General features: G+C 47.5%; 19 protein-coding genes and 1 riboswitch. Of the genes, 9 read left to right on the forward strand and 10 right to left on the reverse strand.

Features of this window, described 5'->3' with window-relative positions:
* Positions 1-303: 303 nt before the first annotated feature.
* Genes H5336_RS07385 through H5336_RS07395 form a run of 3 tightly spaced genes read right to left on the reverse strand, consistent with a single transcriptional unit; the run spans position 304 to position 1,681 of the window.
* Positions 304-888 carry a cysteine hydrolase family protein gene (locus H5336_RS07385; RefSeq protein WP_185232868.1) on the reverse strand — a complete coding sequence of 195 codons (585 nt, stop codon included), beginning with the start codon at positions 886-888 and terminating at the stop codon, positions 304-306.
* A gap of 31 nt (positions 889-919) precedes the next feature.
* On the reverse strand, positions 920-1,360 hold the full coding sequence (locus H5336_RS07390) for a GNAT family N-acetyltransferase (RefSeq protein WP_246439052.1): 441 nt from the start codon (positions 1,358-1,360) through the stop codon (positions 920-922).
* Between the two features lie 3 nt (positions 1,361-1,363).
* On the reverse strand, positions 1,364-1,681 hold the full coding sequence (locus H5336_RS07395; RefSeq protein WP_185232870.1) for a YciI family protein: 318 nt from the start codon (positions 1,679-1,681) through the stop codon (positions 1,364-1,366).
* 157 nt (positions 1,682-1,838) lie between these two features.
* On the opposite strand from H5336_RS07395, the gene H5336_RS07400 reads away from it, so the two are divergent.
* From H5336_RS07400 to H5336_RS07415, 4 genes are all read left to right on the forward strand, one after another.
* A complete protein-coding gene (locus H5336_RS07400; protein WP_185232872.1) occupies positions 1,839-6,884 on the forward strand; it encodes an alpha-2-macroglobulin family protein in 5,046 nt (1,681 codons plus the stop codon).
* 141 nt (positions 6,885-7,025) lie between these two features.
* Positions 7,026-9,362: a penicillin-binding protein 1C gene (gene pbpC, locus H5336_RS07405; protein WP_185232874.1), complete on the forward strand. Its 2,337-nt coding sequence runs from the start codon at positions 7,026-7,028 to the stop codon at positions 9,360-9,362.
* Between the two features lie 45 nt (positions 9,363-9,407).
* Entirely contained in the window at positions 9,408-10,220 is an 813-nt protein-coding gene (tcdA, locus tag H5336_RS07410) for a tRNA cyclic N6-threonylcarbamoyladenosine(37) synthase TcdA (protein WP_185232876.1), read from the forward strand.
* 180 nt (positions 10,221-10,400) lie between these two features.
* Positions 10,401-10,937 carry a GNAT family N-acetyltransferase gene (locus H5336_RS07415; protein ID WP_185232879.1) on the forward strand — a complete coding sequence of 179 codons (537 nt, stop codon included), beginning with the start codon at positions 10,401-10,403 and terminating at the stop codon, positions 10,935-10,937.
* 121 nt (positions 10,938-11,058) lie between these two features.
* Here H5336_RS07415 and H5336_RS07420 read toward each other — a convergent pair whose 3' ends face one another.
* Positions 11,059-11,871: a TatD family hydrolase gene (locus H5336_RS07420; RefSeq protein WP_313556532.1), complete on the reverse strand. Its 813-nt coding sequence runs from the start codon at positions 11,869-11,871 to the stop codon at positions 11,059-11,061.
* Between the two features lie 440 nt (positions 11,872-12,311).
* On the opposite strand from H5336_RS07420, the gene H5336_RS07425 reads away from it, so the two are divergent.
* The gene (locus H5336_RS07425; protein ID WP_221628140.1) at positions 12,312-13,832 is read left to right on the forward strand and encodes an alpha-N-arabinofuranosidase; all 1,521 of its coding nucleotides are present in this window, start codon (positions 12,312-12,314) and stop codon (positions 13,830-13,832) included.
* A gap of 52 nt (positions 13,833-13,884) precedes the next feature.
* Here H5336_RS07425 and H5336_RS07430 read toward each other — a convergent pair whose 3' ends face one another.
* The 5 genes from H5336_RS07430 to H5336_RS07450 form a co-directional block, all read right to left on the reverse strand.
* Positions 13,885-14,055, reverse strand: coding sequence for a DUF2061 domain-containing protein (locus tag H5336_RS07430; protein ID WP_185232883.1), 171 nt, complete (start codon positions 14,053-14,055; stop codon positions 13,885-13,887).
* Positions 14,056-14,181: 126 nt separating this feature from the next.
* Positions 14,182-15,429, reverse strand: coding sequence for an SAM-dependent methyltransferase (locus tag H5336_RS07435; protein ID WP_221628004.1), 1,248 nt, complete (start codon positions 15,427-15,429; stop codon positions 14,182-14,184).
* Positions 15,430-15,448: 19 nt separating this feature from the next.
* Entirely contained in the window at positions 15,449-16,228 is a 780-nt protein-coding gene (locus H5336_RS07440; protein WP_185232885.1) for a DUF1365 domain-containing protein, read from the reverse strand.
* Positions 16,228-17,532 carry an NAD(P)/FAD-dependent oxidoreductase gene (locus H5336_RS07445; RefSeq protein WP_185235675.1) on the reverse strand — a complete coding sequence of 435 codons (1,305 nt, stop codon included), beginning with the start codon at positions 17,530-17,532 and terminating at the stop codon, positions 16,228-16,230. The genes H5336_RS07440 and H5336_RS07445 overlap by 1 nt, the downstream gene beginning before the upstream one ends.
* A 5-nt stretch (positions 17,533-17,537) precedes the next feature.
* On the reverse strand, positions 17,538-18,011 hold the full coding sequence (locus H5336_RS07450; RefSeq protein WP_185232887.1) for a nuclear transport factor 2 family protein: 474 nt from the start codon (positions 18,009-18,011) through the stop codon (positions 17,538-17,540).
* A gap of 120 nt (positions 18,012-18,131) precedes the next feature.
* Here H5336_RS07450 and H5336_RS07455 point away from each other — a divergent pair, with 120 nt between their 5' ends.
* The 3 genes from H5336_RS07455 to H5336_RS07465 are packed head-to-tail and all read left to right on the forward strand — an operon-like array spanning position 18,132 to position 20,361.
* A complete protein-coding gene (locus H5336_RS07455) occupies positions 18,132-18,710 on the forward strand; it encodes a sigma-70 family RNA polymerase sigma factor (RefSeq protein WP_185232889.1) in 579 nt (192 codons plus the stop codon).
* A gap of 5 nt (positions 18,711-18,715) precedes the next feature.
* Positions 18,716-19,411 (forward strand): ChrR family anti-sigma-E factor, encoded by a 696-nt coding sequence (locus H5336_RS07460; RefSeq protein WP_185232891.1) that lies wholly within the window; start codon positions 18,716-18,718, stop codon positions 19,409-19,411.
* Positions 19,412-19,416: 5 nt separating this feature from the next.
* Positions 19,417-20,361, forward strand: coding sequence for a YbgA family protein (locus H5336_RS07465; RefSeq protein ID WP_185232893.1), 945 nt, complete (start codon positions 19,417-19,419; stop codon positions 20,359-20,361).
* Between the two features lie 99 nt (positions 20,362-20,460).
* Here H5336_RS07465 and H5336_RS07470 read toward each other — a convergent pair whose 3' ends face one another.
* Positions 20,461-25,095 (reverse strand): response regulator, encoded by a 4,635-nt coding sequence (locus H5336_RS07470; protein ID WP_185232895.1) that lies wholly within the window; start codon positions 25,093-25,095, stop codon positions 20,461-20,463.
* Positions 25,096-25,360: 265 nt separating this feature from the next.
* Positions 25,361-25,508, forward strand: a riboswitch (guanidine-I (ykkC/yxkD leader).
* A gap of 59 nt (positions 25,509-25,567) precedes the next feature.
* Here H5336_RS07470 and H5336_RS07475 point away from each other — a divergent pair.
* A complete protein-coding gene (locus tag H5336_RS07475) occupies positions 25,568-26,674 on the forward strand; it encodes a putative urea ABC transporter substrate-binding protein (RefSeq protein WP_185232897.1) in 1,107 nt (368 codons plus the stop codon).
* Positions 26,675-26,679 lie beyond the last annotated feature (5 nt).

Raw genomic sequence — 26,679 nt, forward strand, 5'->3', positions numbered from 1 at the left:
CAGTAGGACAAATGCTGCCCTGCCTGGCCTTCTCTCAGCACCTGGTTTTTTAACATCAGCCGCGGCCATAAAAACATTTCTGAACAAGCGTTTCTGAACAAGTGTTTCTGAACAACAGCAGCACTCCCCCACCGGCATGATCTTCCACTTAGGCGTTCATCGCATTACACAACACTCTGTTAGCCATAGAGTGCGCTAAGACATTAATGCGGCGAATGAGGCAAGTAGGCCAAAACCCTACAGGGGGAAATTAAAGTGACGATGAAGGAAGCATGCGAAGACATTTGACCCCAACCGGAGCCGTCACACGGCGCTCGCGGGCTCTTCCGCCAACAGCTTAGTCAGCAACGCGGAACTATTAACAACGGTTGCATACTCTCCCTGTAGATTAGCTAATGACATGGCATGAACTTCATCAGCGCTACGGACCACACCAAAAAAATCGGCTTTATCGAAGGTATAACAGGCATCCTCCACAACCAATACATTAAAGCCCAGATTTCCGGCCGTACGCGCGGAAGCCTCCACAGAATTATGAGTAGCTGCACCCACCACCACCAACGTATCAAAACCTGACTCTTCTAACGACTGTTGTAAACTGCTACCGCAAAATGCACAAGGCACCCCCTTGGTAATCACCATTTCGTCGGCTTTCGGTTTAAACTCGGGTTTGAACTCATAACCTAACTGATCAGGCCAAAAAACAGAATCGGGGCTTTGGGAACGGTGACGCACATGATACACAGGCCAATCATTTTCCCGCCACACGGCCAGCATGTCGAGAATTTGAGTCTGAGCATTGGGGTTATTCCGAGGCCCCAGCTTCGGGTGATCAATGCCTTTCTGTTGATCAATAACAATTAATGCGGGGTATGGGCTGGTTCTCATGGCGAAGCCTGTTTGCACTATAGGGTTTTAGTCATAAAGACACTGTGGGGATCTTCGCAGTAATCAGCAAAGGGGGTGCAATAGCTAAAACCGTTTTTTCATACAGTCGCCGCGCGGCCAAAAATGCCTCGACCCTACCGGTTTCTAAACTGAGGCGACAACACCCTCGCTGTTTTGCCTGAATAATTATATGTTCAAGCAATCGTTGCGCTATGCCCTCACGCAAATGTTCTGGTGATGTACGCATAGATTTAATCTCCCCATGATCAGGATCAAGCATTTTCAGCGCACCACACCCTTTTAGCTTGCGCTCCTGCCATATACTCCAAAAAGTGACATCTTCACGCCTTAGTTCGTCAATATTCAGAGCATGAATGCTCTCCAGAGGAGAATACAATTGCATGCTCTGTAAATGCAGATTCAACAATGCAATAACGTCCGGGTGATCTAGCCCGCCTTCTACAACACCCATAGGTTAACTTGGCATTTTGGCTAATTCAGACACTTCAAGAGAGCCACCAATTTCAAGAAACGGACAGGTCTTCGCCATCTCCAGTGCAGCCTCCTGAGATTTGGCTTCGACAATGGTGTAGCCCGACATGCCAACGGAGCTACCATCGGATATGGAACCATCGGCTTTTATCACCTGAGTATTTTTTAATGGGTTGGCGGGGCTAACAGCGGCCTCACCCAAGGACGAAAGCCACTCCATGTACTTAGCAAAGTGCTGCTTTCCTTCCTCCGGTGTGGCGGGTGGGTTCCCTCCAATATAAACAATCACGAACTGTGCCATCGAACTATCTCCACATTGGGTGCTATTGGTTAATCCATTAGTATATTGGCAAATTCTGCTGTTTTACCACAATTCATCATTTTTCTGACTGGCGTCTGCCATTTTCCCTCGGTAACCTGAGGGCTTCAGCACAACACAATGACAAGGATTTAGGCTTATGGCTAGGCTCACATTTATCGTGAAGATACTATTACTCACCGCTTTACTACTAAATGGTTGCAGTAAAGCGCCAGAAAGCCCGAGTGTTACCCCCACAAAAGCGCCCCTAGAAGAAAAAAACAGCGGTGTCTCGCAAGACACCGAAAACAACGGACCAGCAGACACAATTAATCTGCCCGCTAACCGCGAACCTAGCACCGCCGAAACCACTTTAGCCAACCGACCTGAACAAACCGCACCGAACGAACAACCGTCGTCATCCGCAACACCAACGCAGAGCATCGACGCCGCACCGCCAATATCCGTTCTCGATATCTCGGAGAGTAACCGGGAAGGTAAGAACGGCATCTTGGTTACATTTAGCGCTCAAGTTAACAGCGCCGAAGACCTGCAAAGCTATTTCGCGGTACACACCGAAAACGGAGATTCGGTAGATGGTAGCTGGATTGTTGACGACAGCCTGCGCAAAGTGTGGTTTATGAATACCGAACCCGCTAGCCGCTACAAAGTTACCGTCAACCCCGGTATCCCGGCATTAAATGGCAGCGAACTCTTCTTTAGTTTTTCAGATACCATCACCACCCGCCGACTGCAACCGAGCATTAACTTTGATTCCGACGGTGCCATACTGCCGCTCAATTACCGTTCCGGTCTTCCTGTGGTTACCGTTAATATTGACGAAGTTGATGTCGATTTTTTTCGTATCGGCGCCGAACACATCAGCGATTTTACCGACTACGCAAAACGCTACGGTCGCAAGGGTTGGTATGCACAACGGCTGTCTAAGTTTGGCACCTTGGCCTATAGCGCACGATTCCAGCTCGACGCCCCCAAAAACACCCGCGTAAAGCGCGACCTCAATATTCAATCGTTTGAACAATTGCAGGTGCCTGGCCTCTATCTCGCCGTAATGCGCAAAGCCGGTGACTACGACAACAAAGAGATTACCTGGTTTTCCATTACCGACATCGGCCTGCATGTACGCCAGTATAAAAACCAGCTCGATATTCATGCATCCTCGTTAACCACCGGCAAGCCGCTGGCGGGCGTTGAACTGGAACTTATCGACAACAAGAATCTCGTTATCGCAAACAACACAACCACCAAAAAGGGGCTCGCCAGCTTTAACGGACACTACCCAAACGCACAACTATTAGTTGGCAAAACCAATAACCAATACACACTGCTAAACCTGCAGCAACCCGCACTAGACCTTTCTGAATTTGACTTAGGCAGTCGCCCTCAGTTACCAAACGAACTTTTCATTTACGCACCACGGGATTTGTACCGCCCAAGCGAAATTGCCCAATTCAGCGCATTACTGCGTAATCACGATGGCAAACTAAGCCCGACCAGTGTACTCACTGGCAATATACGTAACCCATCGGGAAGCAGCGTAAAATCCTTCAAATGGCAGCCCGATGATCTCGGCTACTTTCAGTACACTTGGAGTATTCCAGACAGTGCGCCAACGGGAAAATGGGAATTAGTGGTTACGGGTGTTATGGAAAAGCCCGTTACCTATAAATTTAATGTGGAAGAGTTTCTGCCCGAACGGATGAAATTATCCTTGGGGAAAAACGCAGAAACCACATTTATTAATGGCGCGCACTCCGCACTTAAAATTCCTGTACTGGGTGAATACCTGTACGGAGCACCTGCAAGTGGAAACAAATTTAGTAGCTTGCTACAGGTTTCCCAATGGCGCGAACCGGTTGAATCGCTAAAAAGCTATGTGTTTGGCGACATCAAAGATAAAAATTTTTCAACCATGGAAGAATTACCCGACATACAGTTGGACAAAAATGGAGAAGCCACGCTAACCATTTCCTCCGCATGGAAAAATGCCTACTCACCATTAAAGGTAAATGTAGTAGGCAGCCTTTACGAATCCGGCGGCCGCCCCGTTACTCGCGCTCACCCCGTATTAATGTGGCCACAGGACACACTCCTAGGCATACGACCACATTTTGGCGAAGCCAACCCAAAACCCGGCAGCCAGGCGGTATTTGACCTAGTTTCCGCCAATCACCTTGGGGAACTAAGCGCAGCAAAAAGCGTTGAAGTAAAGCTTATACGTGAAGATCGGCAATATTTCTGGGAGTACAATCAACAGCGCGGATGGCACTGGAATTACAGCGAAAAGGAATTCCCCGTTACCAGCGAGACCCTGTCTCTGAACGGTAAAAAGCCTACAACCGTATCCTACCCAGTAGAGTGGGGGCGCTACCGATTGGAAGTCAGCAACCTTGCCGAAGGAAGCCAAGGAAAAAACCTTACCAGCCTACAATTTTTCGCCGGTCACAACTGGTACTACGACTGGCGTAACGCAAAATCAGCCGCCGCAGCAAGACCAGACAAGATTAATCTCGCACTCGATAAAAATGCCTATCAAGCCAATGACGTTGCGCAATTAAAAATATTACCGCCTGCCGATGGAGAAGTATTAATACTGGTAGAATCCGACCGCCCGTTGTGGAGTAAAAAAACCAAAGCATCCACAAAAGGTACCGTTGTAGAAATTCCTATAAACAGTAATTGGGATACCCATAACCTCTATATTTCCGCGCTGCTAATCCAGCCCGCCAGTAAAAAACTGTCTACAACACCCAAACGCTCGTTAGGTTTGATCCATCTACCGCTAGACAGAGAAGAGCGACGATTGAACGTCGAGATAAAAACACCCGACGCCATTCGCCCCTCAACAACATTAAACGCCCGGCTCTCAGTAAAGAATTTTACAGGCCCTGCCGAAAAGACCCGTGTAACCCTCGCAGCCGTCGATGTAGGCGTTTTAAATATAACGGATTTCGAAACACCAGATCCATTCGACTATTTTTTCGGTAAACGCCGCTACACCGTCGATGCAAAAGATATTTATGCCGATGTTATCGCGCAAAACCAGGCTGAAAAAGCCAAGCACCGTTATGGCGGCGATGCCGACCTCGTACGCGGTGGTAAAAAACCACAGAGCGAGGTACGTATTATTTCGCTGTTCAATGGCCCGGTAAATTTTGATGAGCATGGAAACGCCGATGTAAACGTCGACATCCCTGACTTCAATGGTCGTTTACGACTCATGGCTCTCGCTTTCGGAGGCAATGAGTTTGGCCATAGCGATACAGAAGTTACCGTAGCCGCCCCCATTGTTGCCGAAATCGCTATGCCTCGTTTTCTCGCCGCAGGCGATACCAGTGAGATTGCACTGGACATCCAGAATCTTACCGAACAAACACAAACAATGCAGGTCGAGTTGGAAACCGAACACCCCCTCCAGCTCAACGCCAAAACTCAAAACATTACACTGGAAGCAAAAGCAAAAACCACCTTACGCTATACCGCCAAAGCGATTGGTCACAGCGGGCTTGCCAGTATTGTTGCGCGTATTTCCGGTAACGACATCGAAGACTTTAGCCGCAATTGGAAGCTCGGCGTGCGCCCTGCGTACCCTGCCGTGACAAAAAGCATATACAATGTTTTGCGACCAAGTGAAACGTTTGAACTATCGGCTTCACTTCTGCCCAATGCTCTAGAAGACACCCTGCAAGCGAACGTTACGGTGTCACCCACAATCAATTTCAACATTAATGATCAATTAAAAAACCTATTGCGCTACCCATACGGCTGCCTGGAGCAAACTTCGAGCCGAGCATGGCCACTCACCTACGCAACACCTGAAAACCAGCAGCGCTTTAACATTGACCCCATAAGCGACGAAAGACGCAAAGACATGATGCAAAAAGGCATCGACCGCATTTTAAGTTTTCAACGTAGAAATGGCTCCTTCGGATTATGGAGCAACGATTCACCCGAAGAGCACTGGCTTACGGTTTACGCCACCGACTTTTTACTACACGCTCAACAACAAGGAATGGACGTACCAGGAGCTGCGCTGAATAAGGCTATGGCGCGAATTAAACAATACCTACAGGGCTCGCGAACGTTTGTTCGTCAAAGATGGTCCCGTGCGCCGGACCACTATGCCTTTGCCACTCGCGCCTATGCCGGTTTTGTTTTAAGCAAACTTAATCGCGCCCCACTCGGTGCACTGCGCAATCTCTACAACCGGGATATGGATGATGCCAACTCGGGCCTTTCTCAAATTCACCTGGGGCTTGCTCTATTAAAAATGGGGGACAAGCACAACGGTGACCAAGCACTGGATAAAGCCCTAGGCAATTTCAACAACGACTACAGTTACTGGGGAGATTACGGCAGTAATATTCGCGATATAGGTATGAGCATTTATTTACTGCTCGACAATAACCAGCGAGAAAACCAAGCCCTGGAACTTTCGATTAAGCTGCAACAAGCGGTGCGCGAGCGACGCTGGCTGAGCACCCAGGAGCGTATCAGCTTGTTTATGGCGGGCATTGCGCTTGAGCAAGACATTAATTCACCCTGGCAGGCCCAATGGCAGTTAGCCGGTGCCCCCAAAGAAAGCTTGCATCAAAGCCAAGCGTGGTCACGCAATTTAAACGCCGCTAAAGTTCAACAAGGTTTTAGCCTGAACTCGAACCACGACAAACCTCTATACCTCAGTGCGATGATAAACGGCTACGGTAAAGAACCACCCAAACCGGAAAGCAATGGTATCTCCGTGATACGACGCTGGTATAACAGCAAAGGGGAGGAAATTATTCCAAACAGCGTCAATGCGGGCGACTTACTGTTAGGGCATATTGAAATCATGTCTGAAAAACGGGTGGCCGATGCACTGGTTATTAACCTGCTACCGGCGGGTTTGGAACTGGAAAACCAAAATCTCGACCATGCCGTTTCCTTCAAGGATTTCAAGATAGACGGCGAGTCCATAGCCGAGCTGGAGAAAAACGCTGACATTAAGCACCGAGAATATCGAGACGACCGCTTCGTTGCAGCCCTTGACCATAAGCGGCACAGAAACAGCCATGTATTTTTCATGGTGCGCGCGGTAACCCCTGGTAACTACGCAGTGCCACCACCAATAGTAGAAGATATGTACACACCGGAAACCCGAGCAATAGGGGAGTCTATTCTCAGCATGAAAATCATAAAAAAGTAGGTGGTCACTGATCAACCCTAAATGATTAACAGATACGTCAATTAGGGCTGGTTCCGCCAATACTCTTTTTTATAGATTGTTATTTTAATTGGTAGCCGCACAGGACGTGCGGTGGGCACCTCGATACTACAGATAAAAACCATGAGATTACCCAAGAGAAAGACGGCACTATTTCTAACGGCCAGTATCTGTAGCCTCATTGCGCTAGCCTTTTTATTCGATTCTCTGTTCCCGCTAAACCTCCCAAATAACAACAACCTCTTCGCTCACGTGGTAGTAGATAAAGACAACCGCCCCCTGCGCGCCTTCCCCGATAAAAATGGTGTTTGGCGCTACGAGGTAAATCTAGGTGAGGTGTCCCCACTCTACATCGAAGCACTTTTGAACTACGAAGATCGGCGCTTCTGGTACCATTTTGGTATCGACCCAATCGCCATACTTAGAGCCAGTTACAGCAACATTAAAAATGGCAAAATTGTCTCTGGTGGTTCCACTATTTCTATGCAGGTTGCACGACTATTGCACCCGCACTCACGCTCGCTCAGCGGCAAACTTTATCAAATACTGCGAACACTACAGCTGGAATGGCAATTATCAAAAAAGGAAATCCTCGCGCTCTACTGCAATATCGCTCCCTTTGGCGGAACCATTGAAGGCGTTCAAGCCGCCAGCTTTACCTACCTCAACAAACCCGCAAGCGAATTAACACGAGCAGAAGCCGCATTACTGGCGGTACTACCACAGTCACCGACACGCCTTCGACCCGACCTACATCCGCAGAAAGCACAAATAGCCCGAAATAAAGTGCTCGACCGTTTGCAAGGCTTCGACAAATGGACACAGACCGAAATAGAACAGGCCAGGTTAGAGCAGGTTGTCGCATACCGCCATCAAGCACCGCAACATGCCCCCTTACTCGCCCGCAGGCTGCTACAACAAAACACGCAAAATCGTCGGGTGATTAAAACAACCATTGATGGCGATCTACAGCGCGCACTCGAAGACTATATTCGCTACTACGTTGAACATCAGCCAGATAAAACCTCGGCTGCCGCGCTTGTTATCGATAACCGTGACAGCGCCGTTTTGGCTTACATTGGCACGGCCGATTTTGGCAACCGTGAACGCTTCGGCCATGTCGATATGGTGACCGCTATACGTTCACCCGGCAGCACGCTCAAACCTTTCCTCTATGCCATGGCAATGGATAAAGGCCTGATTCATTCTCACACCCTTATGAGCGATACCCCACGAAGTTGGAATGACTACCGCCCAGGGAATTTTAGTGGCGGATTTTCAGGCCCAGTAAGCGCAAACGAAGCCTTGCAGCGCTCACTGAATATTCCTGCCGTTACGCTACTGGATAAATTCGGCCCAGCGGATTTTTCCGCACGCCTACAAAACGCCGGCATACAATTATCCATGCCCAATGCCCACGCAAATCTCGCTATTATTTTGGGTGGTGTCGGCACAAACCTGGAAGACCTCGTGCGCGGTTACTCCGCATTTGCCAACAGGGGAAAAACCCAAAAACTACAATTTTCACCTAGGCATGAAACACCTCAAAAGCGATATTTCTTTAGCCCACAAGCCGCTTGGATAACGCAGGATAGTTTAAGTAACGTAAGCCGCCCCGGCAGTGTTCACGGTATAGCCGCGCTGGCCGGCAAAAAGAAATTAGCTTGGAAAACCGGCACCAGCTACGGCTTTCGTGATTCCTGGGCCATAGGCGTAGATGCACGCTACACCATAGGTGTGTGGGTTGGGCGACCCGACGGAACCCCCAACCCCGGTGCTAGCGGACGATCCCATGCCGGCCCGCTACTGCATACAATCGCAGACCACTTACAAGATGCTCGCCAAGCCGTTACACAGCCAAACGGCATAACGCAGCGTGAAATTTGTTGGCCTCTGGGCACACTGAAGAACGAACAACCCAAGAACTTTTGTCACAAAAGCCAGCTCGCCTGGGTAATGAACAACACCATCCCACCAAGCTGGCCCGACCGGCTCCATCCGCTAGCCTCAAACCCCACCACGATTCAAATAGATCCAAAAAATCAACGCCGAGTGCATAGCGGTTGTAACCATAATCTAAAAACTGAAACGAAAACCGTTGCCCTCTGGCCATCAGAGCTAGAACCCTGGATACCCCAGCGCTACCGAAGGCACAATCAATTACCTCCGCTCGCTCGCCATTGCATAACCGGGCTAGGCAATGAAACTGAAATTAGAATTAACGGCCTTGAAAACGGAACCCGGTTCGCCGCACCGGTAAATTCAAATACAGCCCCAACGATAAAGCTGCAGGCAACCGGCGGTGAAGGCGACCAGCATTGGTTTATAGACGGTCGTTTTCATCACAGAAGCACTAACCTCACTTCAGCTCAGGTCACTATTGCCCGAGCGGGCCTATACCAAATAGTAGTAGTAGACAGCGCAGGAAATCTGGATAAAGTTCAGATCGAAATTCAATAGTGTAAAATACCCTCGTTTTCCAAGGCCCAAGGTTCATCCGTCGTTATGACACCCACACTATCTCCCGCACTATCTCCTGAATATCTCTCTCGTTTCGGCGGCATTGCCCGGCTCTACGGCAAAGAGGCCCTTCAAGCCTTAAGCCATGCACACTTTGCCGTCATTGGCCTGGGGGGAGTAGGTACCTGGGCTGCAGAAGCTATGGCTCGCTCTGGTGTAGGTGAGTTAACGCTCATAGAACTAGACGATGTGTGTATAACTAACACCAATAGGCAAATTCACACCCTACAAAGCACTATTGGGCAACCCAAGAACCAGGTTATGAGCGAGAGACTGCTGGCGATTAACCCCGAACTTAAACTGCACACCCATCACGATTTTCTCACCAAGACCCATGTCGAAAGCTATATAGGTAATCAACACCATGTGGTAGTGGATGCTATGGATTCCGTGCATGTGAAAGCCGCGCTCGCGGCCTATTGCACGCGCAACAAAATACGCCTGATAACCTGCGGTTCTTCCGGTGGCAAACTCGACCCCAGCCGCATTACCTGTGGCGATCTCGGCAGCACTAAAAGCGATCCACTTTTGTCTAAAATGCGTAACCTGCTTTACCACTCGCATAATTTCACTAAAACCAATAATCGCCGCTTCCGTATCGATGCCATTTATTCCGAAGAACAAATGGTGTATCCAAAACCAGACGGGTCGGTATGTAGCCGTAAACAATTTTTAGACGATGGGGTTAAATTGGACTGTTCAGCAGGCGTAGGCTCTTCGGTTATGGTAACGGGCGGCTTCGGGTTTGCCGCAACGAAGCGAGCGATTGATCGACATCTAAAAAAGTCTGCTGAATAAGTTGAGCTGCCCTTGATTATCGCTGGAGAAGTTTGTTTACATAATAAGCGGGCAAACACGCTCACGCCGCTTACCATCCGTTGATGCTTTGCCCGGAATATTGCTCTACGGCCTCCTAGCGCTTTCAATTTACATTGCGTCTACCGGAACAGAATTTTAACCACTCGCAGCATAAAAATCATGACCATAATTATTCGTGAAGAAAAATCAGATCAAGCCCCTGCACAGCTTATTCAAAAGGCGGCGTTTGGCGCCGATGAAGAGGCAAACCTTACTCAAAATTTGCTTTTTGACCCCAGTGCACAGCCCAGCCTATCGTTACTCGCCTATTACGATGAACAACCCGTTGGACATATTCTTTTTAGTCGTGTTTCGCTTGCACACCATCCCAACATACAGACAAGCCTTCTTGCACCACTTGCTGTTTTACCCGAGTTTCAACGTCAGGGAATTGGCCTTGCCCTTATTCGGGCGGGCTTGGAGGAACTTAAGCAAAGGGGAGATACGCTGGCTTTTGTACTGGGGCATATCAACTATTATCCCAAAGCGGGGTTTTTCCCTGCCCATACGCTGGGCATAGCCGCGCCCTACCCTATTGAGGAAAGCCTTGCTGATGCCTGGATGGTTCACACCCTTGGCAACCCTCAGCCGAAAAAATTCAGCACTCACGTTATTTGCGCCAACACCCTAATGCGGCCTGAATATTGGGCCGAATAAAGCGACACTTGATTATTCGCCGCACCTCTAGAGTCTACTAATTACTTTTGGCCTCTGCGCGTACTCGCGTAACAGCTATGTACGTTTATCCACAAGCCAAAAGAAATACGGTGTGGTGCCATCAGTCACTTAAACAAAATAACGTTTGTGCATTGCTAGTTGTTGCCTGAGCAATGCGAGCGAAGCTAATAGATTTAAGCTCTGCAAGCGATTGCGCAACTTCTATTATTCGTACAGGGCTATTGTGTTGCCCTTGCCTGCCATTTAACGGCATATCGGGGGCATCCGTTTCTAACAACAAACTTTCTAACGGCATCGTCCGTATTGCCTCACGCGTTTTACGCGCGCGCTCATAGGTGATACTTCCCCCTACGCCTAAATAGAAACCACGCTGCCAATAGGCGCTTGCGGTCTCTACCCTGCCGGTGAAGCCGTGTACAACACCGCGCAAGCTGGGGAATTCATTCAAACATTGCAACATTTCGTTGTGCGCTTTTACACAGTGGAGAATCAACGGTTTATTCAACTGCAACGCCAATCTGCAATGCCAGCGTAATACGTTTAGCTGCTCGGCCAAGGGCTGCTCACCATTCTTATCGAGCCCACACTCGCCAAGCGCGACACATTTCCGGTGACCCACCGTCGATAAAAGTAATTGTTCGAGCTTTCGCAACTCAATTTCTACAACCGCGTCGGCCCCTAAAACCTCCTGTATCCACCAAGGATGTAACCCTAGAGAAAAATACAAACCTTGATAGCGCTCACACAATTCGGGAAGCCGTAGCCATTGCTCAGGCGATACACCGGGAACAATTAAACGGGAGATGCCTAAGTTATTGCAGGACTTTAAAATATCTGCACGGTGCGAGCTAAATGCATCAAAATCAAAATGGCAGTGAGTATCGATACATTGAAGCTTCCCTGATTCCGTCACCAGATACCTACCACCAAAACCGATTAATAGGCCACAGAGTCTGACAAAAACCTCCACGGTTTACCAGCGCCCCCATCTATTCCACCGCATACACTCATTACTTCTGAGGTGTTTCGGACGTTCCACAACAATAAAGTGACACTAACATTCGCGTCACCAAGGCAAATACCCAACAAATACCGCTCAATGAAAGCGCGAACAGCCCCCCTTAGGTTTGACGCCAACGCATACGGCATAACTTTTTTCCAGCAAATATTTTTCCTAAATTAGCCGAATAGCATTAGACAAGACCAACACAATTCATGCGCACGACATCCTCACATAATATGTAATACAATTCATATCGCTTTCATCGCGTTTGACAATAACAATATTCATAAAACCAGGAGCTCAACATGTACGCTGTTTCACGATTTGTCCTGAGCGTTTGCACACTTTTGATGCTTGCCGCAGGCACACAAGCAAAAAATGACACCACGGTGGTTGTCGATACCGCTAAACCCGGTGCCACTATCCATCGAAATATTTACGGCCAGTTTATGGAGCATCTTGGCCGTGGTATTTACGAGGGTATTTGGGTAGGAGAAGACTCCGATATCCCCAATACGCGCGGTTACCGAAAAGACGTACTCAATGCGCTTAAGGAATTACAAGTGCCACTGCTACGCTGGCCCGGCGGCTGCTTTGCTGACGAATACCACTGGCGCGATGGCGTTGGCCCACGAGCACAACGCAAGCGCACGATCAATACCACTTGGGGTGGTGTAATAGACGACAACGCGTTCGGCACCCACGAATTTATGGCGTTAGCCGAAATGCTGGATGCCGAAGTGTACGTAAATGCCAACCTCGGAACTGGCACCCCTCAAGAGATGGCCGCATGGCTGGAATATATGACCGCCGATGGCGACTCTACCCTCGCGCGTGAGCGTCGCGCCAATGGCCGAGACAAACCGTGGAAGGTGCACTACTTTGCCATTGGCAATGAAGCTTGGGGCTGCGGCGGCAATATGACTCCAGACTATTACGCCAGCCTCTACAAACGTTACGCCACTTACGCTAAAACACCACAGGACAATCGACCTATCATGATTGCCAGCGGTGGAAACGATGACCGCACCGATTGGACCCAAACGCTAATGGAACAGGTACCTTACGATAACTGGAGTATGCGCATGCAAGCCATATCCCATCACTACTACACCCTGCCTACCGGAAAATGGGATAAGAAAGGACGCGCACTTGAATTTGCTGAAGATGAGTGGTTTTCCACGCTAAAACAAACACTGCGTATAGAGGGCATGATTGAGAAAAACGTCGCCATTATGGACAAGCTAGACCCGGACAACAAAGTAGGCTTCTACGTAGATGAATGGGGTACTTGGTACGATGTTGAGCCCGGCGAAAACCCCGGTTTCCTCTACCAGGAAAACACATTACGCGATGCCGTACTCGCCGGCCTCAACTTGAATATTTTCCACAAGCATGCTCGCCGAGTGCACATGACCAACATTGCACAAATGATTAACGTTTTACAGGCGATGATTCTGACCGACAAGGAGAAAATGGTACTTACGCCTACCTACCACGTATTTAAAATGTACATTCCCTTTCAGGACGCCACCTCATACCCCGTCTCGATAAAAAACGATAAACGCTATAGCTATGGAGACGAATCAATTCCGGGTGTAAGCGCTTCGGCAGCCAAAGGAAAAGACGGCAAACTGTGGTTAGCGTTGGTCAATACCAACCCGAATGAAACAACCGGCATAACAGTGGAAACAGGTAGCGAGGTTAAAGGCGCTATAGGTGAGGTACTGACCTCCGAGGCCATGGATGCCCGCAACACCTTTAGTACGCCGAAAAACATTAAACCCAAACGCTACAAGGTGAAAGCAAAGGACGGGAAATTAACCTTGGATCTACCCGCAAAATCGGTCGTCGTGGTCGAACTACGTTAATGCCCTCAGCACCCTAGGGTGCTGATCTAAATGAGGACACAAAAGGTACTGGCTAAGCCAGTACCTTTGCCCAAATTTTCTCATGAAAGAAGTAACCCACACTATTGACCAAGGGCTCTACCAGAGCAATCACACCACCTACGGCCCAATCACCGGTCAGTACCCAAGCGACCGAAAAGGCAATAACGAAATGCATCACGGTGAATGTAATCGATTTAATCATTTATCTAGCCTCCGGTTTCGCCTCACTTAACGCAAATGATAAGCATTATCATTACTGAAGTCAAGTTAGTCTTCCAACCACAACCTAGAATAAGCCTTATTTGGTAAGCCATGCCGCCATATACACTTATGGCCTGTAGCTTGGTTTCGCTAACAATAGCTGCACCGTGCCAATAACCCTTTCGCGAAAACCACCCTCACAATAACGCAAGTAAAAATCCCACATTCGACAGAAGCTGTCCGAATATCCTTGCGCCTTAATTTCTGCCAGATTGTTATGAAAACGAGCACACCAATCCGCAAGCGTTTGCGCGTAGTGCTGGGTAATATCCTCTAGCGCCACCATTTGCATATCGGTATCGCGGGCAATATGACGCGCTAACACAGCATTGCTCGGCAAGCAGCCACCAGGAAAAATCATTTTCTTAATAAAATCAGTACTCTTTCTAGCACTCTCATAACGATTATCTGGAATCGTAATCGCCTGTATTAACATCAACCCATTATCGTTCAATAAAGCACTGCACTGTTTAAAGTAAGCACTGTAATATTGATGGCCAACGGCCTCGATCATTTCAATCGATACAATTTTATCGAAACTTCCTGAAAGATCGCGATAATCTTGCAGCACTACCTTTATTTTATTGCCCAATCCCAAGCTTTTTACTCTCTCCAAAGCGTAAGCGTGTTGCTCCTTGGATATAGTCGTCGTTGTTACTGTGCAGCCATAGTGTTGCGCTGCATAAATTGCCATGCCGCCCCAGCCTGTGCCTATCTCCAACAAATGATCCGAAGCGGTTAACTCCAGTTTTTGGCAGATAGCTTCCAGCTTATTAACAGCAGCCTCTTCCAATGATTGGCTCGGATGGGCATAGAGTGCAGAAGAATACATCATGCTTTCATCAAGAAATAATTTAAAAAAATCATTTCCAAGGTCGTAATGCGCACCAATATTCTTCTTAGAGCCCGAGCGCGTGTTTGCCGATATTAATTGATTGAATTTTAGCAGTGCCTTTAGGGGTAATGAGCGCCCTTGGTTCATCTTCTGCAACCACTCAAGATTTAAAACCATCAGCCTTATCACCGATAATAAGTCAGGAGACGTCCACTCTCGATTCATGAAGGCTTCGGCGGAACCGATAGTGCCATTAGCCAGAAACGCGCTATAAGCCGAAGAATCATGTACATGAATCGTCGCGTGAACACTCGCCTTATCGGCTGGCTCGCCAAAACTATAGCTGGATTTACCCTCATGAATTACCAGATGGCCTACCCTAACTTTTTCGCAGGCCATCATAACCAACTTGCGAGCGGGCTGCTGAAACTCTTTAAGTGATGGAAAACGGATTGGTTTTTGTTCTCGAATATTTTCCACAATTACATTCCTATACTCATTAACGGCTAACCGAAACATTGGGATAAAGCGGCATTTTTTTTATCAATAAACGCAATGCCTGCCAGTAGATTGAAATACATACTTTTAATGTCATAAACGGGTAACGTATAAGCTTTCCCGTTAATGTCGCTTGGGTTATCTCCTGTCGCTGAAGAGATAGACCTGCGTCAAATTCAATACGATTATTTTTAGAGGAGCTTTTATTTCGAAGAGAAAAATTCAAACGCTCCTTAGGGGTTTCCGCAACTAATTGATAGATCATATCCATACCATGAAAAGGCGACACATGCATAGATTTGTCAAACTCAATCGTCTGCCTGCTATTGGTACCATCACAACTCAATACATATGTATGCCTTTTTTTCCAAGGGGTGTTCGTCACCTCTAGCACCACTGCCTGTAGGCGCTCTTCTGTATCAAAGCAGTAATAAACAGTAAGCGGATTGATAATATAGCCAAAGTAGCGCAGGTTAGTCAGTATGCACACGCGCCCAGCGACAGTTTTTCCGGTTGCATTTTCTACTTTTTCAAGAATCGCCGACTTCAACTCTACGGCAGAGCTTGTAGAGCCATCTAAATAATCGGCACATCTAAATTCAGCAATATTTTTTCGCCCAAAAGACCACAAGAAGCTTTTTTCAAACACAAAAGGCAGCTCATCGATGTCCAGATACATCATAAACACCCGATAGTTAAACTTGTGTGGTTTTGGAAAATATCGGCAGTGTTTCACCCACCCGGAATAGATTGCACTTTGTATCGGCGTGTTACCGTTCATTACCAGCTCGCCCCCAAATGCTTGGCAACACGAATGCCACTGGCACAGCCATCCTCATGAAAACCGTTACTCCAATAGGCGCCACAGAACCAGGTACTATTAGCACCATTAATCTTCTTCCAATCCTCCTGAGCGTCAATACCTTCGAGCGTAAAAATCGGATGAGAATAATTAAACTCCCCTAATATTTTATTTGGATCTATTTTGTCCAAGCCATTAAGAGTAACAATAAAGGTATCTTCTGCGGTTATCCCCTGAAGTATATTCATGTTATAACTAAGTGTTGCGGGTTTACTTGATCCCTCAAAGTCATCAGCTTTAGAGGTTACCCCACCGGCACCAAGCCCACCGGGGTTGTCTAACCGATAATTCCAAGCACTCCAAGCCCCTCGCGATTTCGGCAACAGGTTTTCGTCAGTATGTAACACCACACTATTTTTTCTATACGGAATAGCAGAAAGTATACGCCTCTCGGCTTCAAAGGGCTGTTCGAGCAGCTTTAACGCTTCATCGCTATGACACGCAAATACCACCTGATCGAATATTTTTTCACTGCCATCAGCCATTACAATAACCACGCGCTTATCTTCGCGACGTACTCTTTGAATGTTGACACCACACTCGATTGAACTGCCAAGCTTTTTAACCATTGGGCCTAGGTATTGTTTTGATCCGCCTTTTATAACACGCCACTGAGGTCTATCATTAATATTAAGTAGGCCGTGATTATGAAAAAACCTTGCGAAAAAAACCAGTGGAAAATCAAGCATTTCCTTTAAGGTGGAAGACCAAATGGCACTACCCATTGGAATCAAATAGTGGCTGGCCAACAGCTTACCGAAGCGGCGACTACTCAGGTATTCACCTACAGTCAGGGCGGGGTCTAACTGGTCATTAAGCAGGTCTTGGGTGATATTCTTATTGAACTTAACAATATCATACATGAGTCGCAAAAAATCAAAGTTAACCACATTGCGCTTCTGGGCAAAAAGCGAACTAAAACTTTTACTCCCGCCATACTCTAAACCTGTTTTCCTGCAACTCACGCTGAAACTCATATTGGTTGGTTGCGTTTCAACACCTAATTTTTCCAATAACTTTATAAAGTTAGGGTAGGTCCGTTCGTTATATACAATAAAACCTGTATCGATCGCGTAACCCCTGCCCTTGTGCTCAACATCTATAGTAGCGGTGTGCCCACCAATACGATCGGCTTTTTCAAGAAGAACAACATCGTGTATGTCTTTTAAAAGCCAGGCGCATGTAAGACCAGAAATTCCACCGCCAATAATGGCAACTTTCATCTTCATCAACCCACTTCCTTTGCCAAACGACGCTTTAACCACCTAGTTGCCAAGCCCACTAAGGGCACATTTTCATAGAGCATTTCCCCAAGGTCGTAGATGTCCTCGTGGTAATGTATACGCTGCCCAAACTCAATATGAGAGATACCGCGAACCACCAAATGACGCTGGGTAAGTTTGGGGTGGGAAAAATACATATTCCACTTTATATAGGCCGTCGATTCTGCCACCAGCTGGTCCAAATACTCGAACCGGCAATAGTTTAGATTTTGACTCACGCTGGACATGTAAGCATGCAAACTGTTTACCCCACGGATCTGATGAACAGGGTCGCGAAATATCACATCCTCATCATAGAGGCTGCCCATTTCATCCAACTTTACAGTAACCAATTCCCTGTAGAAGTTCTTAAATTGGACCACCGCTGGAGGCTCATCCGTACAATCATTATTGAGCTTGTCTGTCGTTACACCGGACATTGAATTACCCTCTGTTTGCTCTGTATACGCGCTACCCGACAAAAGAGATTAATTCTTTTATCTGTGATCCGGTTAGTTCTACACTGCGTAAAAGACCCAAACCCTTGTTGAGAGCGAGATATGAAATCCGCAGAAATACGTCAGGCCGAGCAACAGCGCTTCTCGGTAGACATAAACGCAGTGGCCAACCAGCGAGACAAAGTCGCATTTAGCCGCCTGTTCGACCACTTTGTGCCCAAACTTAGGGCATTTAGTTTAGCAGCCCAACCCGGTGCTTCTCTCTTAGCGGACGAAGTTGCGCAAGAAGTCATGATCAAAGTATGGCAAAAATCCCACACATACAACGCGGAATTAGCCTCTGTTAGCACTTGGATCTATACGCTGGCACGAAATGCCCGTATCGATTATTTACGCAAGAATAGTCGACATGAATCCGATATAGATCCGAGTGATATCTGGAACGAGTTCGTCGACGAAAATGCCGACCCGTTTTTGGCTGCCCAGCAAAAACGTAGTGAAGAAACCATTGCCAGCGAGCTGGATCAGCTCCCACTCGAGCAAAAAGAAGCACTGCATAAGGTGTATATGGAAGGTAAAACCCATGCAGAGGTGGCCGAGGAGCTAAAGCTTCCACTCGGTACAGTTAAATCTCGCGTGCGCTTGGCACTGCGCAAGTTAGCGATAAGTATACAGAGGTAATCATTATGCAAATTCATCACCCTACACTCGAACATTTATCTGACTATGCCTCTGGTAGCTTGCGCCTAAGTCACGCCCTATGCATAGCCGCACATGTTGAATATTGCAGCAGTTGTCGCCAGCAGGTACAAAAGCTTTCTGGATTGGGCGGAAATATTCTCTCAGAAATTGATGCAAAAGATAGTGGTGAACAGCTATTGCCGTTGAAGGATCGCGTTATGGGCCAGCTTGACGACTTGGAAGCATCCTATGCCGATACGGCTACGGCTATTGCGGCTTCAGACCAAGCAGCTCACTCTGACCGACTTATTCCTAAGGCCTTAAGGCAGTTTATACCGCAGGACTATGATCAATTAGACTGGGCCAGAGTTTCTCCCGCTATAAAGATCACCACGTTGCTAAAAGATAAAGACGGCGCACAAATTTCGCTCAGCCGTGTACGCCCCGGAGGGCGAATGCCTCACCACAACCACACTGGCGATGAACTTACTGTTGTGCTTGAAGGTCGGTTTTCCGATGAGTCTGGGCTTTACAGTAAGGGCGACTTTGTTCTTAGGGGTGCCAACGACAATCACCGCCCAACAGTAACACGAGATGGCGAATGTATTTGCCTTATGGTTTTAGATGCACCTATTGAGTTTACCGGCTGGTTTACACGTTTACTTAACCCTTTACTAAAAAAGAATCACGCACAAAGTTAACGACTATGGAAACCAAGATAAAAATCGGCATTAGCGCTTGCCTCTTAGGTGAACGTGTACGCTACGACGGCGGCCACAAGCACGACCGCTATATTCACCACACACTCGGCGCTTTTTTTGAATTTGCCGCTTTTTGCCCCGAGGTAAATATTGGCCTCGGCATTCCCAGGGCACCTATACGCATCGTGCTGGAAGGCAGCGAAGAGCAGCCCGAGCAGCGGGTGGTGGGTGTAAAAAACCCAGAAAAAGAATACACACAAGAACTAACAGGCTGCGCCGATGCACAGCAACACTGGGTAGCGGAACTGTGTGGCTATATTTTTAAAAAAGATTCCCCCAGCTGTGGCATGGAAAGAGTCAAGGCATGGCGAAATGATCATCCAACCCGCAAGGGTACCGGCCTTTTTGCACAGCAACTCATAAAAAATAACCCTTTACTTCCCTGTGAAGAAGAAGGCCGGTTGAACGATCTTCACCTACGGGAGAACTTTGTTGAGCGCGTTTACGTCTACTCCCGCTGGAAACAGCTCGCAGAAGAAGGCATTACGGCGCAAAAACTGGTGCAATTCCACAGCAGGCACAAGTTTATTATTCTCAGCCACAACCAGAAAAAATACCGCGAGCTGGGGCAACTAATGTCAAACATACCCAAGAATGATCTTGATGCATTTGCCAACAACTATATCTCACAGGTCATGGCCGTGCTGAAAAAGCCCGCTACCCGCAAAAACCACATAAATGTTTTACAACATTTACAGGGCTACCTCAGACCAAACCTAGATGGCGACGATAAAAAAGAGCTGCTTCAGGCCATAGAAATCTGTAGAACTAAAGATGGCCCGCTAACCGTTCCAAGAACGCTGTTAAGGCATTATTTTAGAAAATTCCCCGATGAATATATCGCGCGGTCTTATTACTTACAGCCCTACCCGGATGAATTGAATTTTTAATGGATTATAATGAGCCTATATAGCCAATACAGATGCTTTACTCATGCGCTTTTAGGCTCACAAAAAAACACCTAAAGTAACCCTAACAACTAATGTCAATCACAGCCCCTTCAAATAGTCTTCCAGTTTTCTAAGGAAACGTTCTATCGCCCCTCGAAATTTAGGTGCTAGCTCCGATACTTTTTCCACATTTTCGATCTTTGCTGCCTGCTCCAAATTCGCCGCCAGCACTGCCAGCCCGTGACCGCACAATTGTGCTGCGCTACCTTTTATGGAATGCGCACAAAACCCTATTTGAGTAATATCACCCTGCGCTACAGCCTGATCAAATTCAGTCAGCGCATCAGGCATTCGGCCAACAAAAGTATTGAGTAAAATTTTCAGTCTGTCCTTTCGTCCTTTAAGCTTTTCCAAAAGCTGATCTACGCCCCACTCAGGAAGGTCTTCTACATCGACCACAGTAGGTTCGATTGCGCTGCCACCATTCAATGCCTGTTTTTGTACTACCGGCCTTACCGGCGCTGGCATAGCTTTTATCCAGTGCTTCACTTTCAACTCAAGAACATCTTGCTCTACAGGCTTGCTTATATAATCGCTCATGCCCGCCTCAATACACTTTTCTCGGTCGCCTTTCATTGCATTTGCCGTCATCGCAATAACCGGGACATCTCGGTAAATTAGGCCGGCCTTACCTGCGCGAATCTGCCTACAACTCTCGTAACCGTCCATTTCTGGCATTTGGCAATCCATAAACACCAGCGAGTACAAATCATTTTCGTTAGCCGCTTCCAAGGCACGCAAAGCCTCTAGGCCGTTAGCGGCAACATCAACAACCACTCCCGCGTCACTTAACATCATTTTTGCGACTTCCTGGTTCACCGGATTGTCCTCCACTAACAATACTCGGGTTACCTCGGCACCGCCAAGTAGCTGAAAGCTTTCGACTCTGCTAGCCTCTACCCTTTCAATATTTTTCATATCCGATAGCGTACTGCCGCCAGCAAGAACAACCGACAGGCACTGCGCTATTCCCGAAGACGACACAGGCTTTATCACATGACCGTTAAAGCCGGCCTGCTGAAATTCCCGATAGAGCCCGGCGCTAATTCGACTCATTATCACCAGAGGGATAAGCGAGAGTTCCTCTATACCCTTAATCGCCCTTGCCAACGCTTGCCCGCTCATGCCGGGAAAGTACTGATCAATTATAATAACGTCTGGTAACGATTGATTTTCCTTTATATCTTGTTCGAGATATTCTACTACGGTGGTCGCCGAGTCGGTTACGTTAACCGAGGCTCCCCACCATTCGAGCGTATTACGCATAAGCTCTCGATTAGTGGCGTTATCTTCCACCACAAGAATTTTTCGATTATGCAGATCCATTTTAGGTACTTGTGCAATCTCTTCACTCCGGCCTAAGTGCAGAAAAAACTCAAAAGTACTTCCACTTCCCGGCTCACTGAATGCTGAAATATCCCCGCCCATTATGTCGCAAAGCTTTTTAGATATGGCCAACCCTAAACCTGTGCCACCGTAATTTCGCGTGGTGGAGGCATCGACTTGAGTAAAAGGATTAAATAAGTCTTCAATTTTTTCTTTAGGAATACCAATCCCGGAATCTGTTACAGAAGCTCTTAAGACAAGATCATCACCCGCAGGTGTCACACCTACGCGAACAACAATCTCACCACTTTCGGTAAACTTAATCGCATTACCTACAAGGTTACTCAAAATTTGACGGATACGCCCCTGATCGCCATTGACCATAGGGTGCTCAATACCGGAGAGATCTACAATCAATTCAAGCCCACGCTCTTCCGCTCTTATCGCCATCGATTCACCGAAGGCATTCATCATACTAAGCAAATTGAAATCCAACATCTCCAAATCAATCTTCCCAGCTTCTACTTTGGAAAAATCAAGAATGTCATTAATTATATTCAACAAAGTACTGGAGCTGTGGGAGGCTATTTTTAATTTTCTATCTTGTTCGGCATTCAGCCCCGAGCGTGACAGCAAATTAATCATTCCCATAACACCGTTTAGCGGCGTTCGAATCTCGTGGCTCATCATTGCCAAAAAGTCACTCTTTGCTTGCGCAGCCGCTTCCGCAGCCTCCTTGGCTTCCACCAGTTCGTTCTCAGCTTTTTGGCGCGCACGAATCTCTCGCACCCCCTCAACAAACTGACCAATACTGTTAGTGAGTGGATGGAGCCATTCAATTAATTCACGACTGTAACCACCTACTCGATTAGCTATTCCCACCAGCGCCAGGCCTCGATCACCGCTGCGAATAGGAATACCTAAAAAACTATGTAGCGGTGGATGGGCTTCTGGAATATTGCCACGACGCTGATCCTGACCTACATCATTCGCAATTACGGGTTCAAGCGACAGTATTGCCGCACCAAAAAGGTTATCCATATTATAAAACTCTAGACCCACCTGTGCCTGCTGTTCGAAATATGCACGCGCGCTTTCGTCCTGAGCAGTATTGCTTATCGTGGCAATCTTAAGGTACGGATCACCGCTTTCTAGATAGAGAATTTCACCTATAAATCCGTACTCGCTTTTAGACAAACTGAGAATATTGTCAAGCAGGTAATTGAAAGCAACTTCAACATCAGATCGCTCAATAAAACTTGCCTGTGTTTCAGTAATTACCCGCAATAAGTGCATTTGCTGTTCAAGCTCCATCTTGGTTTGCTTGACTTTTCCCTCAATTATTTTTCGTGCATTAATGTCTTGGAATGACCCGTACAGGCGTATACAGCGGTCATCTTCAAACTCTGCCTTTCCCGTAGCCGCCACCCATAGATCACGCCCCTTAGCCGTTACAATTTGCAGCTCTTCATTAAAACTTACGCCCTGCTCTGAACACATTTGCATCGCGTGCTCGATAATACTCTGGCTTTTTCCGGGCTTGTAATAACTGAATGCTGAATCCATTTGAGGTTTAAATTCCGGTTCAACATCATGAATTTTTTTGGTCATATCGGACCAGTACACTTTTTTTGCCTGAAGATTAATCTCCCATGCACCAATGTGTGCCTGCTCACTCATTGACTCCAACATCTCCTGTTGGCGCTGCAATTTTGATTCATTTTCTTTTTCCTTGGTAATGTCCATGGCCATGGAATACATTTTACCGGTTGTCGGCTCGGGGGCTGCATGCCATTTTAAATATATGTAGCTCCCATCTTTTCGCCTAAAACGATTGACAAAACCTATAATCGACCTGCCCGCAGAAAGACCGTCAATTTCCTTCAATGTCTCAGGCACGTCGTCCGGATGAATAAAATCAATGTAGGGTATATTAAAAAAATCATCTTCAGTAAACCCCATTACCTTTATAAAGGTTTGATTGATCTTTTCGAAATAGCCATCCAAATTGGCGATCGACATAAAATTATTGGAGAGATCGAAAAAATTCTGTAGCTGTGCTTTAGAATCCACCAATTCTAATTGAGATTTTTTACGTTCTGAAATATCCTCTACCATCGACCAAATCAATTTACGGCCACTACCATCTTGTATCATTACACCGTTTTGCACTACTGGATATCGAGAACCATCCTTACGAATATATTCCTTTTCATAAGGACCGTAGCGACCGGTTTGCAATAATCGTTGTAGCTGCTGCCTTTCGGCTGGTTCAAATTCAGCGGGCGTGAGGTCACGAAAACTCAGCAGCTTAAATTCCTCAGTGCTATAGCCCGAAGGTGCAACAATGGCCTGATTAAGCTCTAAGAAGGTGCCGGTATTAAAATCGTTAAGCGCAATACCAATGGGGGAAAGGTCGAATAGGCCGTTTAAACGTACGTCCTGCTCCCGACGCCGACTAATTAAACGGTCAATAAACAGCGTTCCCAAGCAGAAGGAGATCAAAATAAATACGCCCACTCCGCGCAGTTGCCAGGCGTTATCTGCACGAGGGCTCCAGCCACCTTCCGGGATCGCCGCAATTCGCCAGTAACCATGCGGCAGACTTACCCGATCGGTAACGGGATTTTGTTCAAACAGGCTTAATCGACCCCAAAAAACATGCCCGATATCGCCCTTGCCGTCTAATCCGCGGATGGCAATTTCAATTTTTTTGTCGCCATCGATTAACCCGCTTTCACGATAGAATTCTTGCAGATTAATCACCACCGCGACCAAACCCCACAACTCTGGCTCACCGGTTTGCACATTAGGGTTAAAGACTGGCACTCGACCTATAAGCCCCTGCCCTCCCTGCTTGAGGTTCACCGGACCCGCGAGCACCAAATCACCAGAATCCAGCGCCGTCTGTATGGCGCTCCATTGTTCGGGAACCGCACGATAATCGAGATTAACCGCAGCCTCATTACCTTTGAGTGGATACATGTAACGAATGACCATATCCGGCGCAGCGGCAATATTGCGCAATTGGGTATGCCCGCGAAACAAGCTCTTGGCGTACTGGGAAAAAACATCCTGATTGAGGTTGGAATTTGCACCGATTATAGCCGCCAGACTCAGGCCGGTTTGCAGGTTGGCATTAATATTCCCCTCCAGTCTCGCGCGTATTACCGAAAGCTCCTGCAGAGCACTTGAGCGCTGCGCCTGCTCAAACATCCGGTTATTGGACCAGTCTGCGAATACCAACAGAATGCCCAGCAGCACAGGCGCAACGACTAACAGCCAGCGTATAGGGTTCCCTGGACGCTTTATTCGGTACCTGGTCTGGGAGTGCGATGCTGGGGTCATGCCACGGAGTAGCCATTAGTTAGATCAGTAATTACCTAACGAGTATAGATCACGGTGTATGAGCCAGCGTAGACGAATTCGGTCTCCGTAGAGCACCAGCAAAACGCATCGATTGCCTAGGCGCACCAAATAGAGCCGCACAACACGCCCATTTTGCACATAAATCCAGTATTACCGGGCATTGCAACCTCTGGCACCGGAATTGCTTTACTTAGGCTACGCGAGGAATCAATAACGCTCAGTTGTTGAACCGCAACAATTCGTACCAATGGAAAGCTAGGGTTCCGGCCTGAACATATAAAGAAACTATTTTGAGTAGTTTCAGGCGCCTGGACCGAGAGCTTTCGACCTTTCTGTATTCGTTATATGTTTACGAACGAAGGGTTACACGGCGGGATAAAAGCCCGGGAGATTAATGGCAACACAGCGCCATTGTTTCCTCATTTTTTCGTGTGACCTTTGGAGCTTAAACATGCATAACAAACTACTCACCGGCGCTCTTCTCGGTTTTACCCTCTTGCTTGGAGCCTGCTCCGAAAAAGTGGCTGAAACCAAATCTTCCACAGCCTCGGCCCCTGCAGCAGCTGTTGCCGAAACTCCCAAGTTTAAAGTGTGCTGGTCTATCTACGTTGGCTGGATGCCGTGGGACTTTGGCGCCCAACAAGGCATCGTAAAAAAGTGGGCTGACAAATACGGTATTGAAATCGAAGTAACACAAATTAACGATTACATCGAATCAATTAATCAATATACCGCAGGGGCATACGATGGCTGCACCATGACCAACATGGACGCCCTCACGATCCCTGCTGCTGGCGGCGTTGATTCCACCGCGCTGATTGTCGGCGACTTCTCCAATGGTAACGACGGTGTTGTATTGAAAGATAAATCCGCTCTGGCAGATATTAAGGGCCAGACCGTTAACTTGGTGGAGCTGAGTGTTTCTCACTACTTGCTAGCACGCGGCCTAGAGTCAGTTGGCTTAAGTGAACAGGACGTTAAAGTGGTGAATATTTCCGATGCCGATATGGTTGCAGCTTACTCCACATCAGACGTCACATCGGTTGTTACTTGGAACCCACTACTAAGCGAAATTACGGCCATGCCGAGTGCCAACAAGGTGTACGACTCGTCCAACATTCCCGGTGAAATCATCGATTTAATGGTGGTCAACACCAAAACACTTACGGACAACCCCAACTTTGGCAAAGCCTTGGTTGGCGCTTGGTATGAAATTATGGACATTATGGGCGCCAGTGACGAAGCAGGCCTAGCGGCACGCACGAGTATGGGAATCGCTTCCGGAACCAATCTAGCGGGTTTCGATGCTCAACTGACCTCAACGCAAATGTTTTACCAACCGGACCATGCCGTAGCCTTCGTCAATAGCGATAAACTCAAAACCACAATGCAGTACGTTGCCGAGTTTTCTTTTGATCACGGTATTCTTGGCGAAGGCGCAACCGACGCCAATTACATCGGTGTTGAAACACCCTCGGGAATATACGGCGATGCCGAGAACGTAAAATTTCGGTTCAACCCAAACTATATGCAAATGGCGGCAGAGGGTTCTCTGTAGATCGT

This window comes from Teredinibacter franksiae (assembly GCF_014218805.1).
Lineage (GTDB): Bacteria > Pseudomonadota > Gammaproteobacteria > Pseudomonadales > Cellvibrionaceae > Teredinibacter > Teredinibacter franksiae.